The following is a 15584-nucleotide window of genomic DNA, read 5'->3' on the forward strand; positions in this document are numbered from 1 at the left end:
TTGATGACAACAGATGCGCGTTGAAATATTTTTGTCAAAATATTGTCATAATAACCTGATATTTTAAGGGCTTCTTAATCTAGGAGACGAGAATGTCCGAGCATATTTCATCGCATTTCCATCAGGAATTGGAACAGGTGCGCACCGATGTATTGGCCATGGGCGGTTTGATTGAGCAGCAGCTCGGACAAACTCTGGAAGCCTTCAATGATGCCAACAAGGAAATTTTGGCGCAGGTGGTGCAAAACGACGATAAAATCAATGAGTTGGAAGTATCGATTGATGATGCCTGCCAAACGATTTTGGTGCGCCGCCAGCCGACTGCCAGCGATTTACGTTTGGTGTTGACCGTGAGCCGCGTGATTGTGGATTTGGAGCGTATGGGCGATGAAATCAAGAAAATCGCTTTGCACGCCAATGGTTTGATTGCGAAACACCATGTCAGCTACAAGCAGCTTTATGATACGCGCCGTTTGTTGGAAATGACGGTGCCGATGCTGCGCCAATCTTTGGATGCGTTTGCGCGTTTGGATGATGAAACCATTCTGAAAATCAATGAGTTGGATAAGTCTTTAGACATGGCCTACCACAATCAGTCGCGTGCCTTGCTGACGTATATGATGGAAGACCCGCACAGCATCGGTATTGGCATGGAAACAATGTTGATGAACAAAGCGGCCGAGCGGATTGGCGATCATGCGAAAAACATTTGCGAACATGTGGTTTATTTGGTGCGCGGGATTGATGTGCGCCACGTGCCGGTGAATGAGATTCACAAGAATTTTTAAGGCCGTCTGAAGGTTTGGGGAGATGAATCTGCTGTGTTTCCCGAAAAAAATGCCGTCTGAAATGTGTTCAGACGGCATTGATTATTTGTTCCCCAGCCTTTTTTGCAAAGCCAAAATCGCCCGTTTATTGGAGGGCGAAAACACTTTTTCCGCCGCTTCTTCGGCGCTAAACCAGCCATAAGCCACATGTTCCGCCGCTTGCAGCGTGATGACCGTATCGCGCGGAATTTCAGCGGAGAAGATGTGTTCGCGGTTTTCAAACACGCCTTTGGGGTAGCGGTGGCGCCAGTGGTGGTAGATTTCATAGACCGTGCTTTCATACCAATCAATCAATTGGCCGTCTGAAAGCGAAATGCCGGTTTCTTCCCGCACTTCACGCTTGGCGGTGGCGGCGATGTTGTCGTCTTCCGGTTCGATGCTGCCGGTGACGGATTGCCAAAAGCCTTGCGGGGCGGTGCGCTCGATTAAGAGAATATTGCCGTCTTTATCGTGCAGCACCACCAAGGCGGAGACAGGGTATTTCAGCGGTTTGCTCATCGGTCGTCGTGTTCCGCTTCAAAATTTTGGTCGGAACGCGTGTCCTTTTTCACTTCCATACCGGCACGCAGCATGGCGACATTGTCGGGCGCGCGCTCTTCATTAAGAATGCGGATTTCGCGTTGTGGGAATGGAAACTCAATATCGCTTTCGTTAAAGCGTTTCCAAACGTCCAGCAAAATCGCCGAAAACAGGCCAACAAAGCCGTTTTCCGGGTCTTTTACCCAAAAGCCGACGCGCAGATTCACGCCGTTATCGCCAAAGCTGATTAAAAAAGCTTTGGGGGCAGGGTCGGTTTGTATGCGTTCTTGTGCCTTAGCCGCTTCTTCCATAATCTTCATCGCCAAAGTCAAATCGGTGTGGTAAGCGACTTGCACGTCGATGCTCTGCCACAAAGATTTGGCGGTGTAGGATTCGTTGATTACGGTCGAGGTAATGAACGTCTCATTCGGAATCAAGGCTTCGCCCCCAGCGACGCTTTTTAAGACCACAAAGCGCGAAGTGATTTTGGTGACGTAGCCGGTGAAATTGTCCACTGTCAAACGGTCGCCTGGGCGGATGGAGCGGTCGCCCAAAATGATAAAGCCGGAAATATAGTTACTCGCCACTTTTTGCAGGCCAAAACCAATACCGACACCAAGTGCACCACCAAATACCGATAATACAGTCAAATCAATGCCCACCAGCGGTAACGCAATCAAAATCGCTAACACGGTTAAAAATGCTTTGACGACTTTCGACATCACGATGCGCAGGTTGAGATCCATGTGCTCGTTTTTCATCAGCCAGCCTTCAATCAGGCGGCCCAGCCACATGGCAAATGTCAACACCACAGCCACCCACATCAAGCCGGTGAGAATGGTGTACACGCTTAAGTCAATCGAACCGATACTCAGTTTGGTATCTTTCAAAATATCGATGAGTAAGTCATCAATACCCGACACCCAAATCACGAAACATACCCACAAAGTACCGGATAAGAAACGTTCCAACCAATCGGTTACTTTATGGCTCGGCAAGGCAGCATGCACCAAAGACAATACCAAGCGAATCAGAATCATCCAGCGTGCAGCCATGATGAGTAAGCGCAGCCATACCGAACGCAATTCAAACAGGTTCCATGTATAAAGTGCGATAATCGAAAAAATCAGCAGCAAAAAAGGCCACAGCAAGCGGTTGCCGATATGGCGGATACTTGCCCATTTACGACCGGGCAGTACAGGATATTTGCGAATCAGAAATTCCGACAAATAATAAGTCGTGATCATTAGCGCAATGGTGATGCCGATTTCCAGCCAACCGATCGGCTCGCCGAAGCTGCGTTCCAGTAGGTGGGAAGTAAATTGGTTCCGCGCAAACAGATTAAAGAAAAATTCTTTCAAACCATTGCCGGTCGATTCCAAAAGATGATTGGCGGCGTCTGTTACAGGCTTGGCTGTATGAGCAAATGAAAAAAGCATAGGCATTCTCGTGAATGGGTCGGAAATAGGATTGGGATAGCAAGGAACTACTGTGGCCGGATAATGGATTTTAACATTTCTTTCGATAAGGAAAGCATATATAGGTTAAGTTATCCGTTTATTTGAATTTATTGTGAAATCAAGAGGGTTGAAGCCATCTGAAACGGCAAATATAGTCGTTAAAAAAGGAATAAGATAAGGCTGCAGCGACCGTCGCAAACAACCGGTAAAGGGTATCAGTAACGCTGCATTATTTTTATTTTAAACGACTATAGTTTTTCAGACGGCCTGATGGTCTTCTTTAGGTGTGGTACCAAACATGCGTTTGTATTCGCGACTGAATTGGTTGGCGCTCTCATAGCCCACTTGATAGGCGATTTGAGTAATGGGCAAATCACGTTTCAAAATCAGGTTTTTGGCATGATTCAGACGAATTGATTTTTGATACTGTAAGGGCGTGTAGCCGGTAATCATCTTGAAATGCTGATAAAAAGCTGATTGCCCCATGCCCGATAATTCAGTTAAGCGGGCAACAGTTAATTTTTCGGCCCAATGCACCTGCAGATAATGGCAGGCTTTTTTGATTTTCTGCAATTGGCTGTTTTGATTGCAAAAAGCGAGCAAATGATTTTTCAGACGGCTTTCAAGTAAATAAAGCGCTAATTCGTGTTTGTAGCATTCGGCTAAAGCATGGCGCGTGGGGGAAGACGAGCCCAGCAGTGCAATCAGGCGGTACAGGCAATCTTGGATGGCCGGCGATATGCTGTCAAATCCCACGCCGAAAACTGGCACATTATCGCTGAGCAGTGAAGTTCGCGCAGCAATGTCGGCCAGCCATTGTTCGTCTAAAACCAAACTGACGCCTGTAAATTGCGCTTGAGCATGAGGCAGAAAGCGGGTTGAAATAGGCAGTTGGAACGGAATAAACAGCATATTTCCGCCACCCGCAATGAAAGATCGGTCACCCAGCCGCATATTTTGCTCGCCCGATAAAATAAATGTTACGGTGGTATATTCGGAAATTAAGTCAATTTCAACCGACGGCTTAGTAGCATGTAACATGATGCCTTCAAAAGGAAAAAATCTTGGTTGATTAAGGGTTTGAATATGTCGGCTAATGGTTTCAATGGCTGTAGAATTCATAACAAAATCTTTTGATACGATAAAACGATTCTAAACAATTCGTAGGATTGGGCAAGTTTTTTAAAGAATCGGGCAAGTATTATCCATTAAGATATTTATAATAAAAAACAAATTAAGCTCATAAAAAAATCTCATAAATAAAAAAGATAATGTGCGCTTACGCTTTTCACGCATCAACATGCCGTCTGAACCTTTCAGACGGCATGTTGAAATACGCTTTGTAAACAATGAAAGGAACCTGCCATGGAAATCCGCAGCCATATCTATTGTCCGAATTGTCAATTTGCTTATTGTCACCATACCCCTGACGGTTTGTTGCAATGTACACAATGCGGCCACACTTGGCAAAAAGCACAACAAGAATTAGCCAAACACGTTACTTACCAAAATGGTGAGGTCAAAGAAGTTAATCCAAGCGAAGGGGCAGATTAGAGCCATAAAATTATTATGGGGTAAAAGTTTATGCTTTTTTATCTGCATTGTTATCAGGCTGTCTAAGTTTTTAAACAGCTTGTTGAATATACATAATTTTTTAACCGATATCTCTAAAATAACCAGTTTAAATATATTTTATAAAATTATATTGTTCAAAATATAATTTTAGCGTATGATTGTATTGTTTTCATAAAAAATCAGCATGCCTTAAAGACGTTGCTTTCTTGTAACAAATCATTAACGATACTTTGGAGTAATTACCATGATCAAGCTGCATTACTTAAACAACTCTTGTTCGCACCGCATTGCGTGGTTGTTGGAAGAATTGGGTGTGGATTACGATGTGGCGGTGTATCACCGCCTGCCTGAAACTTCATTAGCGCCGGATGAGTTGAAAACGTTGCATCCTTTGGGCAAAGCGCCAGTGTTGCAAGATGGTTCGCTGACCTTGGCTGAGGGTAATGCGATGATTTTGCATTTGCTTGACCGATATGATAACGAACGCCGATTTACGCCGACTGCAAAAAGCGATGAATATTCACAATTTGCTTATTGGTTAAGCGTGGCGGCTTCGATGTTTTCTGCCAATTTATTGGGCATGATGTCGAAGAAATTCGATTTCGGTGCCTACAATGATTACGCATCAGGGCAGGTAGCTTTGTATTTTAATCATGTTGAGCAAACCCTTAACGGTAAAACATGGATTACCGGCGAGCAGCTGACCGGCGCAGATTTTGCCTTGAGTTTTCCGTTGCAATGGGGTTTGGGTCAGGTGAATCCGGCCGATTACCCGAATATTGTGCGCTATGTGCAGCAAATCGAATCGCGTCCGGCTTATCAGCGTGTGGCAGAAAAAACCGGCTGTGAATTGTGCTTAAACCAATTCTGATTTAAATTTTCAGACGGCCTGAAACAATAGGAATCCATAAAAACCTATTAGTTTATTAAACCCAACAACGGTGTATTGCTTAAAAGCGACCTTGTGATTGCGTAAATAATCAGGCCGTCTGATTTTTCTGTTGGGCAGTGAGCCCGATTAAATTTAGGTTGGGTGGTGCAGCTTTGGTTTAATCACAGCATGGATTTTCGATGAGTAATTACCTACTGAATTAAAAATTTTACAAAATTATATTGCACACAATTTAATTGTTAGATATAATGTTTTCAATGTCTAAGTTTGGAGCAAGCAAATGAATAAAATCCACGATTTATTAAATGAGATGTTGGCGGTTTATTGGTCAGCAAGTATTCAGCACCGTAGTCATGTGGCGGTGATTGATGCGGAAGGGGCAAGCTTGCTGGCGACTGAGATGGAAAGCAAAATTGCTGATGAGCCGGAAACGATTATCAAGCTGCAAAATCGCCTGCTTGATTTGGGTGGCCAAATTCGTTTTACCATTAAACAACCCAATATAGGCACCAATCTGCGTGAGGCGCTGGAAAATGATTATGAGCTGCAAAAAAATGCGCGTATCGGTTTAAATCAATGGGCAGAAACAGCAAGCAACGAACACGATGCCACCACGCGCATCTTAATTGAAGAAATTTTGGCAGACGAAGAAGAGCATTTGTCTTGGTTGGAGCAAGAATTGAATTTGCTGGAAAAACTGGGCGAGCCGCTTTATTTGTCGAAAAGAATGTAATTTAAGTTTAATTTTATTTTTGATTTTCCCAACTTATTAAATTGAAAGGAATGTAACATGAAAATTTTCTACCACACTTCAGCCACAGCTACCGGCGGCCGCGATGGTCGCACTCAAGTTGATGACGGCTCAATCGGTTTCGATTTGGTCGGCTTTCAAAACGAAAGCGGCAAAACCGGCACCAATCCTGAGCAGCTTTTCGCCATGGGCTATGCGGCTTGTTTCGACAGCGCGATGAACCACGTTGCGCCGACTTTGGGTCTCAAACCAACTAAATCCAGCACTACCGTGGGTGTGGGCATCGGCCAAAAAGCCGGCGGCGCATTCTCTTTGGATTTGGATATCACCATCACCGTAGAAGGTTTGAGCGTAGAAGAAGCGAAAACACTGATCGAAAAAGCGCACGAAGTCTGCCCATATTCAAATGCGACCCGTGGCAATGTGGACGTACGCTTGCATGTGAATGTGGTACAAACATTTGATTTGTAAAATCAAGCAAGAGGCCGTCTGAAATTTCAGACGGCTTATTTTTTATGCAAACCTACAATTTAATTTCAGTCGGCATTTCAGATGCCAATTCAAACAATACGGAAAACGTGCTGCCTTCGCCCAATGCACTTTCCACTTCGATTTTGGTGTCGTGCGCGGCCAAGGCGTGTTTGGCGATGGCGAGCCCTAAGCCGGTGCCGCCGCTTTGGCGCGAGCGGCTGGTGTCGACGCGGTAGAAGCGTTCGGTCAGACGCGGAATGTGTTCGGGGGCGATGCCGGGGCCGGTGTCACTGACGCTGAAGCGGACATGGTGTTCGCCTTCGGGCTTCAGGCTGATATGTACTTTGCCGCCTTCGGGCGTGTAGCGCACGGCGTTGAACGCGAGGTTGCTTAAGGCGCTGTACAACACGGGCTGAATGCCGCGAATGTTTAATTCCGGCTCGATGTCTTCGGTGATGTGGTGGCGGCCGTCTGAAAAGGTTTTGGTGCTTTCAAACAATTGTCGGCTCAGTAAGCTTAGGCTGATCAGCTCTTTGTTTTGCTCTTGGTGGTGCTGGCTTTCAAGTTTGGAGAGGGTGAGCAAATCGTTGAGCAAATCGAGCATGCGGCTGCCTTCTTTTTGCATCAGGCTGATGAATTGCTGGCGTTGCTCATTAGGAATATCAGGCATGTCGCGCATGGTTTCCAAAAAGCCGTTGATGACGGTTAGCGGTGTGCGCAATTCGTGCGACACGTTGGCCACAAAGCTGGTGTGGCTGGCTTGCACTTGCTCGATGGTGCTGACGTCTTGGCTGATGAGCATTTGGGTGTTTTTTTCAAACGGGCAGCGGGTAATCAGCAGCGTGCGTGGAATCGGGTGATTTTGCGGCACGGCCAAGCGGATTTGCACCTGCTCGGTTTGTTCCATAAAGGCATGAAACTCGGGTAGGCGGATGAGATTGAGCAAAATGCCGTTGCGGTCGCGCTCGCGGTTAAGGTTGAAATGAGTGGCGGAAAGGCGGTTTTGCCATTCGATGCGCATGTCTTTATCCAAAATCATCACGCCGGTGGGCAGGGCTTCGGCGGCGCGGTTGAAGCGCATCAGGGCGTTTTTCAGTTTGCGCTTTTGCTTGCGGCGGTTGCGGCTTTGCTTGAGCAGAGTGGAAAACACTTCGTCCCAAATGCCGCTGGCAAAGGGAATGGATTCCGGCTCGGGATTTTTCAGCCAGTCGAGCAGTTTGTACATCTGGCGGATGTGCAATAAGCTGATGAAGCTGAGCGTGGCAAAGGCGGCAATAAACGCGCCGGACACGCCCCAAAAGGCCAGTCCGGCGGCTGCAGCAAACAAAATGCCGAATATGGAAGGAATCAGGTAAACGAGATTATTCATTGTTGTTACCGAAACGGTAGCCGCCGCCGCGGACGGTTTGCACTAAATGTGACAGTTGGGCTTTTTCCAAGCCTTGACGCAAACGGCGGATGTGCACGTCAACGGTGCGCTCTTCGATAAAAACGTGGTCGCCCCAAATCATGTCGAGCAGTTGGCTGCGGCTGTAGAGGCGGTTGGGGTGCGCCATGAAAAAATGTAGGATTTTGAATTCGCTTGGGTTCAGTTGCAATTCAATGCCTTCGGTGGTGCTGACTTTGCGGTTTTCCGCATCCAAGCGGATGCCGAAAATTTCCAAAACCTGTTTGCTTTTTTGCGGTGCCATGCGGCGTAGCAGGGCGTTGATGCGGGCGATGAGTTCGCGCGGTGAGAAAGGTTTGGTGATGTAGTCGTCGGCGCCGATGTTCAAACCCAGCTCTTTGTCGCTCTCTTCGCTGCGGGCGGTGAGCATGATGATGGGCAGGTTTTGCGTGCGGGTCTGGCCGCGCAATTGTTGGATGTATTCGACGCCGGACACGTCGGGCAGCATATAGTCCATCAAGATAAGATCGGGCAATTCGTTTTTCAAAAGCTTCTCGGCATCGCTGACGCGCTCGGCGGTGGCCACGCGGTAACCGGCGGCTTCGAGATTAAAACGAATCAAGGTGGCAATCGCCGGCTCGTCTTCTACAATCAGGATATAGGCGGACATGTTTTTCTCTCTTTGTTGGGTTGCGTTTGGCTTTCAGACGGCCTTGCAGTTGGTTTGAAACACCATACGCAACATGGTTTTCATCAGGCCGTCTGAAAGGCGTTGCTTAAGTTTCAGACGGCCTATTATTAAAGGTTAAGCGATTGAAGCTTAACCAAATTTGCCGGTAATATAGTCTTCGGTTTCTTTTTTGCTCGGCTTGGTGAAGATGGTTTTGGTGTCGCCCACTTCGACCAATTCGCCCAAATACATATACGCCGTGATGTCGGACACACGCGCGGCCTGCTGCATATTGTGGGTCACGATGGCGATGGTGTAATCGTGTTTGAGCTCGGTCACCAATTCTTCAATATAGGCGGTAGAGATTGGATCGAGTGCGGAAGTCGGTTCATCCAGCAGCAAAACCTCGGGCTTGGTGGCAATCGCGCGGGCAATGCACAAACGCTGCTGCTGACCGCCGGATAGTGAATTGCCGCTTTGCTTGAGTTTGTCTTTTACTTCGCCCCACAAAGCCGATTTGTTTAATGCCCATTCTACACGGTCGTCCAATTCGCTGCGACTGAGTTTTTCATACAGTTTCACGCCGAAAGCGATGTTGTCGTAAATCGACATCGGAAACGGTGTTGGCTTTTGGAACACCATGCCGACTTTGGCACGCAGCAGGTTCAAATCGACGTTTTTATCGAAAATATTGCGGCCGTCGAGCAAAACTTCACCTTCGCCGCGGTTGCCCGGATACAGGTCGTGCATGCGGTTGAGTGCGCGCAGCAGGGTGGATTTACCGCAGCCCGATGGGCCGATAAAGGCGGTGACTTGTTTTTCCGGAATTTCTAAATTGATGTTTTTCAACGCATGGAACGAGCCATAGTAGAAGTTGAAATCTTTTGTCACGATTTTGGCGGTCATTTTGTTTCCTTAATAGGATGAATGGTGTGGAGGGCGTATCGCTGGTCGGCTGACCTTATGATTTTTTCGCCGCCCCTAAATAGCGTGCCAGAATGTTGGCGACTAATACCGTTACGGCAATCAGCAAGGCCGCAGCCCAAGCCAGTTCGTGCCAGTCTTCATACGGGCTCATGGCAAATTGGTAGATGACGTTGGGCAAGTTGGCAATCGGCTGATTCATGTTGGTGCTGAAAAATTGGTTGTTCATCGCGGTAAACAGCAGCGGGGCGGTTTCGCCGGTGATGCGGGCAAAAGCCAAGATAATGCCGGTCAACACGCCTGCTTTGGCGGATTTTAAGGTCACCATCGTTACCAGCTTCCATTTCGGCGCACCGAGCGCAAACGCCGCTTCACGCAGGCTGTTCGGTACCAGCTTCAGCATGTTTTCAGTAGTGCGAACCACAACCGGAATCACCAATAGCGACAGTGCCAACGAGCCAGCCCAGCCGGAAAAGTGGCCTTGTTTCACAACAACCAATTCATAGATAAACAAACCGATCACAATCGACGGCGCCGACAGCAAAATATCGTTCATAAAGCGCGTGGCTTGTGCCAGTTTGCTGTTTTGGCCAAATTCCGCTAAGTAAATGCCGCACATCAGGCCGATAGGCGTGCCGACCAACAGGCCGAATAAGGTAATCATAAAGCTGCCCAAAATGGCGTTGCGCAAACCGCCTTCCATGCCTGGCGGCGGGGTGTCGAGCGTAAACAGCGTGCCCGATAAACCGCTGAAGCCGTTGCTCAATAAGGTGTAGAAAATCCACGCCAGCCAAAATAAGCCGAATGCCATGGTGACGTAAGCCACGCCCAGATAAAAGCGGTTTTGCCACAAGCGGCGTTGGTAAATGCTGTTGCTCATGATTTTTTCCCTTCAGATTGCTGCATTCTGAGCAATAAGATTTTGGCGAAACACAGCACCACAAAAGTGATGAAAAACAGAATCAAGCCCAAGTAGAGCAGCGAGGATAAGTGCAGCGGGTCAACCGCTTCGGCAAATTCGTTCGCCAGCGCGGAAGTAATCGATACGCCGGAATTAAACAGGCTCGGGCTGATGTTGAAGGTGTTGCCAATCACGAAGGTCACCGCCATGGTTTCGCCCAAAGCGCGACCCAAGCCCAAAATAATGCCGCCGATGACACCGGCTTTGGTGTAAGGCAAGACCACGTTGCGGATGACTTCCCATTGTGTGCTGCCCAAGCCGTAAGCTGCTTCTTTCAAAGGCTGCGGCGTGATTTCAAACACATCACGCATCACGGAAGCAATAAACGGAATAATCATAATTGCCAAAATCAGCGAAGCGGTGAAAATACCGATACCCATCGGCGCACCTTGAAAAAGCGAACCAATCACCGGAACCGCGCCGAAATATTCAATGAAAAACGGCTGAAAGTGTTCGGCAAAGAAGGGCGCAAACACAAATAAACCCCACATGCCGTAAATAATTGAAGGAATACCGGCCAATAATTCCACGCAAATGCCCAAAGGCTTGCGCAGCCAAACCGGACAGAGTTCGGTCAAAAACACCGCAATACCGAAGCTCACCGGCACGGCAATCAGCAAGGCCAAACCGGATGTCACAATCGTGCCGTAAATCGGTGCCAGTGCGCCATATTCGCTGGCCACGGCATCCCAGTTGGAAGAAGTAAAAAAGCCGAAACCGAATTTTTCAATACTCGGCATCGCGCCCAAGATCAGCGAGAGCAGAATCCCGCCCAAACTGGCCAGAACCAGTATGGCAAAAAAACGCGTCGAGCCGACAAACAGCGCATCAAGCTGCTGCTGGCGTTTGAGTTTCTGTGCGGAAGAGGTTTGCATGAGTGTGCCTTTTATAGATTTAATGAGGCCGGATACGCAGGGTGTGATGTAAAGAGGCCGTCTGAAAAAATGTATTGGCTAAAGAATACATTTTTGCTTTCAGACGGCCTGATTCATACATTATTTAGTGAAAACCGCCTGACCGTTTTCATCTTGGATGTTGGCCCATTCTTGACGTACCAAGTCTTTTACTTCGGCAGGCAAAGGCACATAATCCAGTTTTTGAGCCGCTTCGTCACCGCTGGTGTAGGCCCAATCAAAGAATGCTAAAGCTGCTTTCGCTTTTGCCGCATCCGCATTTTTCTTGTGCATCAAGATGAATGTCGCCGCCGCCAAAGGCCATGCGTTGGCATCAGGTTGGTTGGTCAACACCAAGCTGAAGCCTTTTACGCTCTTCCAATCCACTTTAGAAGCCGCTGCGAAGGTTTCTTGCGAAGGTTGCACGAAATTACCGGCCGCGTTTTTCAATTGAATGTGCGACATATTGTTTTGTTTGGCATAGGCATACTCAACATAACCAATAGAATTCGCTACGCGTGATACATAGTTCGCTACACCTTCGTTGCCTTTACCGGCCACGCCGCTGGCAGCCGTCGGCCATTTCACGGTATTGGCCGCGCCGACTTGGTCTTTCCAGCCGCTAGATACTTGGCTCAAGTAAGTGGTGAAAATGAAGCTGGTGCCTGAGCCGTCTGAACGGAATACAGTGGTAATATTCGCGTCAGGCAGTTTTACATCGGCGTTTAATTCTTGGATTTTTGGGTCGTTCCATTTGGTGATGGTGCCCAAGTAGATTTCGGCCAACACTTCACCGGTTAATTTCAATTGGCCGGCTGCTACGCCTTCAACATTCACCACAGGCACTACGCCGCCAATCACGGTAGGGAATTGAACCAAGCCTTCTTGTTCTAATTTTTCAGCATCCAAAGGTGAGTCGCTGGCACCGAAATCAACGGTTTTCGCGGTAATTTGTTTCACACCGCCGGAAGAACCAATCGACTGGTAGTTGATGCGGTTGCCGCTTGCTTGTTGGAAAGCATTTGCCCATTGCACATAAACAGGTTGTGGGAATGACGCACCGGCACCGGTTACATCCAAGCCCACAGGCTGCTGCTGGCCGTCAGCCGCTTTAGGCGCTTCATTTGTTGTTGCCGCCGCACCGGCTTTAGGTGCTTCAGGCGCTTTGGATTCGCCGCCACAAGCAGCCAATGCCAAAACAGTTGCGATACTTACCACGAAAGCAGATTTTTTCATTTTAGGTGTCCTTGTTAGGAGGGTTGTTTGGATAACGCGGCCAGTTTATCCAGCAAGTATTACAACTTCATGACAAATTCAAGGAAATGTTACAAACTGTTACATCATTCTGAAATGATACAAATCCGCCACGACGCAGCATTTAAAATCATCAATAGCTTGTGTACTCAATCCATAAACGTTATAATCGAACGTTTTCCAACCTTGCCTTTTACTTTTCGCATGGTAGAAGGCTGTTTATGAATCCATAAGGAGATAACATGCGTCATTACGAGATCGTGTTTATCGTTCATCCTGATCAAAGCGAGCAAGTGCCTGCGATGGTTGAACGTTACAAAGCCATGATTACCGAAGCCAACGGTACCATTCACCGTTTGGAAGATTGGGGTCGTCGTCAATTGGCTTACCCAATCAATAAAATCCACAAAGCACACTATGTTTTGATGAACGTAGAAACCACACCTGAAGTTGTGGCTGAGCTGGAAACCGCTTTCCGCTTCAATGATGCCGTATTGCGTCATCTGACCATCAAAACCAAAAATGCTGTTACCGAGCCATCTGTGATGATGGGCGGCGAGAAAACCAAAAACTTGCTGAACGGTGCGGCTGAAGAAGTTGCAGCAGCCGAATAAGATTGAATAATCTTATCCGCCTTACCGCCCGGCTCGCCGAAATCGGCACGCTGAGGTACACACCGGCAGGCATTCCTGTATTGGATATCGTGCTCAAGCACGAATCATGGCAGGAAGAAAACGGACAACAATGTCTGGTCAAATTCGACATGCCCGCGCGGATTTTAGGTAAGCACGCTGAAGAATGGCAGTATCGGCAAGATATGATGGTTGAAGCAGAAGGCTTTTTAGCGCAACGCAGTCAACGTTTCCCACGACCGATACTCCGCATACAGAACATTAAAGAATATAAAGGTTAAACGACAATGGCTCGTCAATCATTCAAACGTAGAAAATTCTGCCGTTTCACGGCTGAAAAAATCCAAGAAGTTGATTACAAACAAGTTGACTTGTTGAAAGACTTCATTTCTGAAAACGGCAAAATCATCCCTGCCCGCATCACCGGTACTAAAGCACACTACCAACGTCAATTGGCGGTTGCTGTGAAACGCGCACGTTTCCTGGCTCTGTTGCCTTACACCGATCAACACAAATAATTGGAGCTTAGAACATGCAAATTATTCTGTTAGAAAAAATCGGCGGCTTGGGTAATCTGGGCGACATCGTGACCGTGAAAAACGGCTATGCCCGTAACTTCCTGATTCCAACTGGTAAAGCGAAACGCGCTACCGAAGCCAACATGAAAGAATTCGAAGCACGTCGTGCCGAATTGGAAGCCAAACAAGCCGAAATCTTGGCCGATGCTAAAGCACGTCAAGAAAAATTGGACGGTCAAACTGTTACCATCGCGCAAAAAGCCGGTGTTGACGGTCGTCTGTTCGGTTCTGTAACCAATGCCGACATCGCTGAAGCCATCGTTGCTTCAGGCGTTGAAGCTGTTAAAGCCAACGTACGTTTGCCAGAAGGCCCATTGAAAGCCGTTGGCGAATACGAAGTTGAAGTGGCTTTGCACACTGACGCTGTTGCGAAAATCAATGTTGTGGTGGTTCCTGCTGCCGAATAATCATTGATGAATCGTGATTGATTAAAAAGGCCGTCTGAAATTCAGACGGCCTTTTTATATGGGTTTTATAAAGGCATTTTCTGCTGAATCTTAAAGGGTTTATCTAAGCGCTTAATTTTGTTACACTCAAGCCCTTCCTCACATTTACGGATATCCCATGAAAAAGTCTCTTGTATTCCTTTCTATTGCCGTTATCGCGGCATTGGCTGCGTGCAGCACATCGAACAAGCCGAGCATCACCCGCGATGCGCAACCATTGAAACCGGTGAAGCAAGCCGAAAAACGCCCGACTTTTGATGCGGCAGCTGAATCAGTGGCGAGTAGTGGTTTTAATGCTAATCCGAATGTGCAGAATTTTATCCGTTACGAAGCCGCCAAAGGCCGCTTGAGCGCTGCCGAATTGCAAAATTTCTTTGATGGCGTGGTGTACAAAGGCAACATCATCAATATCATGTACCGCCCGGGTACATCGCGCCCATGGTATGAATTCCGCACCGGCAATTCGGGCGCGGCTAAATTCAATAATGGCCGCCAATTCTATGCCGACAACCGCGCGGTGATTGACGATGTGGCGCGCAAATACGGCGTGCCGGCTGAGTTGATTGTGGCGATTATCGGCATTGAAACCAATTACGGCCGCAATACAGGTAGCTTCCGTGTCGCCGATGCCTTGAGCACGTTGGCGTTTGACTATCCGCGCCGCGCTGAGTTTTTCCAAAACGAATTGAGCGAATTGCTGCTGATGGCCAAAGAAGAAAGCCGCGATGTATTCAGCTTCAAAGGCAGCTACGCCGGTGCGATGGGCGTGCCACAATTTATGCCGTCGAGCTTCCGTAAGTGGGCGGTGGATTACGATGGTGACGGCCGCCGTGATATTTGGAACAACATCGGCGATGTGGCCGCATCGGTTGCCAATTACATGAAACAACATGGCTGGCAGACCGGAGGTAAAATGGTGGTGCCTGTGCGCCTGAACATCACGCCGCATTTGCAGGCGATTATCGATGAGAAAACCGCGCTTACCCGCACAGTGGCAGATTTCAAAGCCTTGGGCGTGATGCCGCAAACGCCGGTAGCTGACCATGAAAAAGCAGTATTGTATCGTTTGGAAACCAGCCCGGGCGTTTACGAATATTATTTGGGCTTGAATAATTTCTACAGCGTTTGGAAATACAACAATAGCCGTATGTATGTGACCGCTGTGCGCGATATTGCCAATGCCGTTGGCGCTGCCGGTTTGTAATCTCACTTACGCCAAAACCACTTTGTTGCCGCAACAAAGTGGTTTTGTTTATGGCGGCAAACAATGCATTTGCACGTTTATGCGCCAAAAATGTTAAAATGCATCATCTTTCAATAGGCCGTCTGAAAGAATAGATTGTT

General features: G+C 47.8%; 19 protein-coding genes. 10 read left to right on the forward strand and 9 right to left on the reverse strand.

The window, feature by feature from the left end; all coding sequences use genetic code 11:
• Nucleotides 1–92: 92 nt before the first annotated feature.
• Nucleotides 93–788, forward strand: a complete 696-nt coding sequence (phoU, locus tag ACM67B_RS03785) for a phosphate signaling complex protein PhoU (RefSeq protein WP_416190206.1) — start codon at nucleotides 93–95, stop codon at nucleotides 786–788.
• A gap of 81 nt (nucleotides 789–869) precedes the next feature.
• On the opposite strand, the gene nudB is transcribed toward phoU, so the two are convergent.
• The 3 genes from nudB to ACM67B_RS03800 form a co-directional block, all read right to left on the reverse strand.
• Entirely contained in the window at nucleotides 870–1325 is a 456-nt protein-coding gene (nudB, locus tag ACM67B_RS03790; RefSeq protein WP_416190207.1) for a dihydroneopterin triphosphate diphosphatase, read from the reverse strand.
• Nucleotides 1322–2707, reverse strand: a complete 1386-nt coding sequence (locus tag ACM67B_RS03795) for a mechanosensitive ion channel family protein (protein ID WP_416190514.1) — start codon at nucleotides 2705–2707, stop codon at nucleotides 1322–1324. The genes nudB and ACM67B_RS03795 overlap by 4 nt, the downstream gene beginning before the upstream one ends.
• 357 nt (nucleotides 2708–3064) lie before the next feature.
• Nucleotides 3065–3847, reverse strand: coding sequence for a helix-turn-helix domain-containing protein (locus ACM67B_RS03800; protein WP_416190208.1), 783 nt, complete (start codon nucleotides 3845–3847; stop codon nucleotides 3065–3067).
• 324 nt (nucleotides 3848–4171) lie between these two features.
• Here ACM67B_RS03800 and ACM67B_RS03805 point away from each other — a divergent pair, with 324 nt between their 5' ends.
• From ACM67B_RS03805 to ACM67B_RS03820, 4 genes are all read left to right on the forward strand, one after another.
• Nucleotides 4172–4360: a hypothetical protein gene (locus ACM67B_RS03805; RefSeq protein ID WP_416190209.1), complete on the forward strand. Its 189-nt coding sequence runs from the start codon at nucleotides 4172–4174 to the stop codon at nucleotides 4358–4360.
• Between the two features lie 265 nt (nucleotides 4361–4625).
• Nucleotides 4626–5252, forward strand: coding sequence for a glutathione S-transferase family protein (locus tag ACM67B_RS03810; RefSeq protein WP_416190210.1), 627 nt, complete (start codon nucleotides 4626–4628; stop codon nucleotides 5250–5252).
• A gap of 301 nt (nucleotides 5253–5553) precedes the next feature.
• Nucleotides 5554–6006, forward strand: a complete 453-nt coding sequence (locus ACM67B_RS03815) for a ferritin-like domain-containing protein (RefSeq protein ID WP_416190211.1) — start codon at nucleotides 5554–5556, stop codon at nucleotides 6004–6006.
• Nucleotides 6007–6063: 57 nt separating this feature from the next.
• Nucleotides 6064–6495, forward strand: coding sequence for an organic hydroperoxide resistance protein (locus ACM67B_RS03820; protein WP_416190212.1), 432 nt, complete (start codon nucleotides 6064–6066; stop codon nucleotides 6493–6495).
• Between the two features lie 52 nt (nucleotides 6496–6547).
• Here the strand turns inward: ACM67B_RS03820 and phoR are convergent, their stop codons facing one another.
• From phoR to pstS, 6 genes are all read right to left on the reverse strand, one after another.
• Nucleotides 6548–7864: a phosphate regulon sensor histidine kinase PhoR gene (gene phoR / locus ACM67B_RS03825; RefSeq protein WP_416190213.1), complete on the reverse strand. Its 1317-nt coding sequence runs from the start codon at nucleotides 7862–7864 to the stop codon at nucleotides 6548–6550.
• Nucleotides 7857–8552, reverse strand: coding sequence for a phosphate regulon transcriptional regulator PhoB (gene phoB / locus ACM67B_RS03830; protein WP_095502632.1), 696 nt, complete (start codon nucleotides 8550–8552; stop codon nucleotides 7857–7859). The genes phoR and phoB overlap by 8 nt, the downstream gene beginning before the upstream one ends.
• Before the next feature lie 150 nt (nucleotides 8553–8702).
• Nucleotides 8703–9458: a phosphate ABC transporter ATP-binding protein PstB gene (gene pstB, locus ACM67B_RS03835; protein ID WP_095502631.1), complete on the reverse strand. Its 756-nt coding sequence runs from the start codon at nucleotides 9456–9458 to the stop codon at nucleotides 8703–8705.
• 55 nt (nucleotides 9459–9513) lie between these two features.
• Nucleotides 9514–10356: a phosphate ABC transporter permease PstA gene (pstA, locus tag ACM67B_RS03840; RefSeq protein WP_416190214.1), complete on the reverse strand. Its 843-nt coding sequence runs from the start codon at nucleotides 10354–10356 to the stop codon at nucleotides 9514–9516.
• Complete coding sequence (pstC, locus tag ACM67B_RS03845) at nucleotides 10353–11312, reverse strand: phosphate ABC transporter permease subunit PstC (protein ID WP_416190215.1); 960 nt, start codon at nucleotides 11310–11312, stop codon at nucleotides 10353–10355. Before pstC ends, pstA begins: the two co-directional genes overlap by 4 nt.
• 120 nt (nucleotides 11313–11432) lie before the next feature.
• Complete coding sequence (pstS, locus tag ACM67B_RS03850) at nucleotides 11433–12566, reverse strand: phosphate ABC transporter substrate-binding protein PstS (RefSeq protein WP_416190216.1); 1134 nt, start codon at nucleotides 12564–12566, stop codon at nucleotides 11433–11435.
• 260 nt (nucleotides 12567–12826) lie between these two features.
• Here pstS and rpsF point away from each other — a divergent pair, with 260 nt between their 5' ends.
• The 5 genes from rpsF to mltB all read left to right on the forward strand — a co-directional run bounded on the left by rpsF (nucleotide 12827) and on the right by mltB (nucleotide 15444).
• Entirely contained in the window at nucleotides 12827–13198 is a 372-nt protein-coding gene (rpsF, locus tag ACM67B_RS03855) for a 30S ribosomal protein S6 (RefSeq protein ID WP_095502627.1), read from the forward strand.
• Complete coding sequence (gene priB / locus ACM67B_RS03860) at nucleotides 13195–13497, forward strand: primosomal replication protein N (protein ID WP_416190515.1); 303 nt, start codon at nucleotides 13195–13197, stop codon at nucleotides 13495–13497. The genes rpsF and priB overlap by 4 nt, the downstream gene beginning before the upstream one ends.
• A gap of 6 nt (nucleotides 13498–13503) precedes the next feature.
• Nucleotides 13504–13734 (forward strand): 30S ribosomal protein S18, encoded by a 231-nt coding sequence (rpsR, locus tag ACM67B_RS03865; protein WP_054599043.1) that lies wholly within the window; start codon nucleotides 13504–13506, stop codon nucleotides 13732–13734.
• Between the two features lie 14 nt (nucleotides 13735–13748).
• The gene (gene rplI, locus ACM67B_RS03870) at nucleotides 13749–14201 is read left to right on the forward strand and encodes a 50S ribosomal protein L9 (protein ID WP_416190217.1); all 453 of its coding nucleotides are present in this window, start codon (nucleotides 13749–13751) and stop codon (nucleotides 14199–14201) included.
• A gap of 157 nt (nucleotides 14202–14358) precedes the next feature.
• Nucleotides 14359–15444, forward strand: coding sequence for a lytic murein transglycosylase B (gene mltB, locus ACM67B_RS03875; protein WP_416190218.1), 1086 nt, complete (start codon nucleotides 14359–14361; stop codon nucleotides 15442–15444).
• Nucleotides 15445–15584: the final 140 nt, after the last annotated feature.

Source organism: Neisseria sp. CCUG17229 (assembly GCF_047839235.1).
Lineage (GTDB): Bacteria > Pseudomonadota > Gammaproteobacteria > Burkholderiales > Neisseriaceae > Neisseria > Neisseria brasiliensis.

Excerpts from the sequence above, each read along its gene's own strand:
- phoU (WP_416190206.1), top strand. The coding sequence starts at position 93 with ATGTCCGAGCATATTTCATCGCATTTCCATCAGGAATTGGAACAGGTG.
- ACM67B_RS03815 (WP_416190211.1), top strand. The coding sequence starts at position 5,554 with ATGAATAAAATCCACGATTTATTAAATGAGATGTTGGCGGTTTATTGG.
- nudB (WP_416190207.1), bottom strand. The coding sequence starts at position 1,325 with ATGAGCAAACCGCTGAAATACCCTGTCTCCGCCTTGGTGGTGCTGCAC.
- phoR (WP_416190213.1), bottom strand. The coding sequence starts at position 7,864 with ATGAATAATCTCGTTTACCTGATTCCTTCCATATTCGGCATTTTGTTT.
- pstA (WP_416190214.1), bottom strand. The coding sequence starts at position 10,356 with ATGAGCAACAGCATTTACCAACGCCGCTTGTGGCAAAACCGCTTTTAT.
- pstC (WP_416190215.1), bottom strand. The coding sequence starts at position 11,312 with ATGCAAACCTCTTCCGCACAGAAACTCAAACGCCAGCAGCAGCTTGAT.
- phoB (WP_095502632.1), bottom strand. The coding sequence starts at position 8,552 with ATGTCCGCCTATATCCTGATTGTAGAAGACGAGCCGGCGATTGCCACC.
- pstB (WP_095502631.1), bottom strand. The coding sequence starts at position 9,458 with ATGACCGCCAAAATCGTGACAAAAGATTTCAACTTCTACTATGGCTCG.
- mltB (WP_416190218.1), top strand. The coding sequence starts at position 14,359 with ATGAAAAAGTCTCTTGTATTCCTTTCTATTGCCGTTATCGCGGCATTG.
- rplI (WP_416190217.1), top strand. The coding sequence starts at position 13,749 with ATGCAAATTATTCTGTTAGAAAAAATCGGCGGCTTGGGTAATCTGGGC.
- ACM67B_RS03800 (WP_416190208.1), bottom strand. The coding sequence starts at position 3,847 with ATGTTACATGCTACTAAGCCGTCGGTTGAAATTGACTTAATTTCCGAA.
- ACM67B_RS03805 (WP_416190209.1), top strand. The coding sequence starts at position 4,172 with ATGGAAATCCGCAGCCATATCTATTGTCCGAATTGTCAATTTGCTTAT.
- pstS (WP_416190216.1), bottom strand. The coding sequence starts at position 12,566 with ATGAAAAAATCTGCTTTCGTGGTAAGTATCGCAACTGTTTTGGCATTG.
- ACM67B_RS03810 (WP_416190210.1), top strand. The coding sequence starts at position 4,626 with ATGATCAAGCTGCATTACTTAAACAACTCTTGTTCGCACCGCATTGCG.
- rpsR (WP_054599043.1), top strand. The coding sequence starts at position 13,504 with ATGGCTCGTCAATCATTCAAACGTAGAAAATTCTGCCGTTTCACGGCT.
- rpsF (WP_095502627.1), top strand. The coding sequence starts at position 12,827 with ATGCGTCATTACGAGATCGTGTTTATCGTTCATCCTGATCAAAGCGAG.
- ACM67B_RS03820 (WP_416190212.1), top strand. The coding sequence starts at position 6,064 with ATGAAAATTTTCTACCACACTTCAGCCACAGCTACCGGCGGCCGCGAT.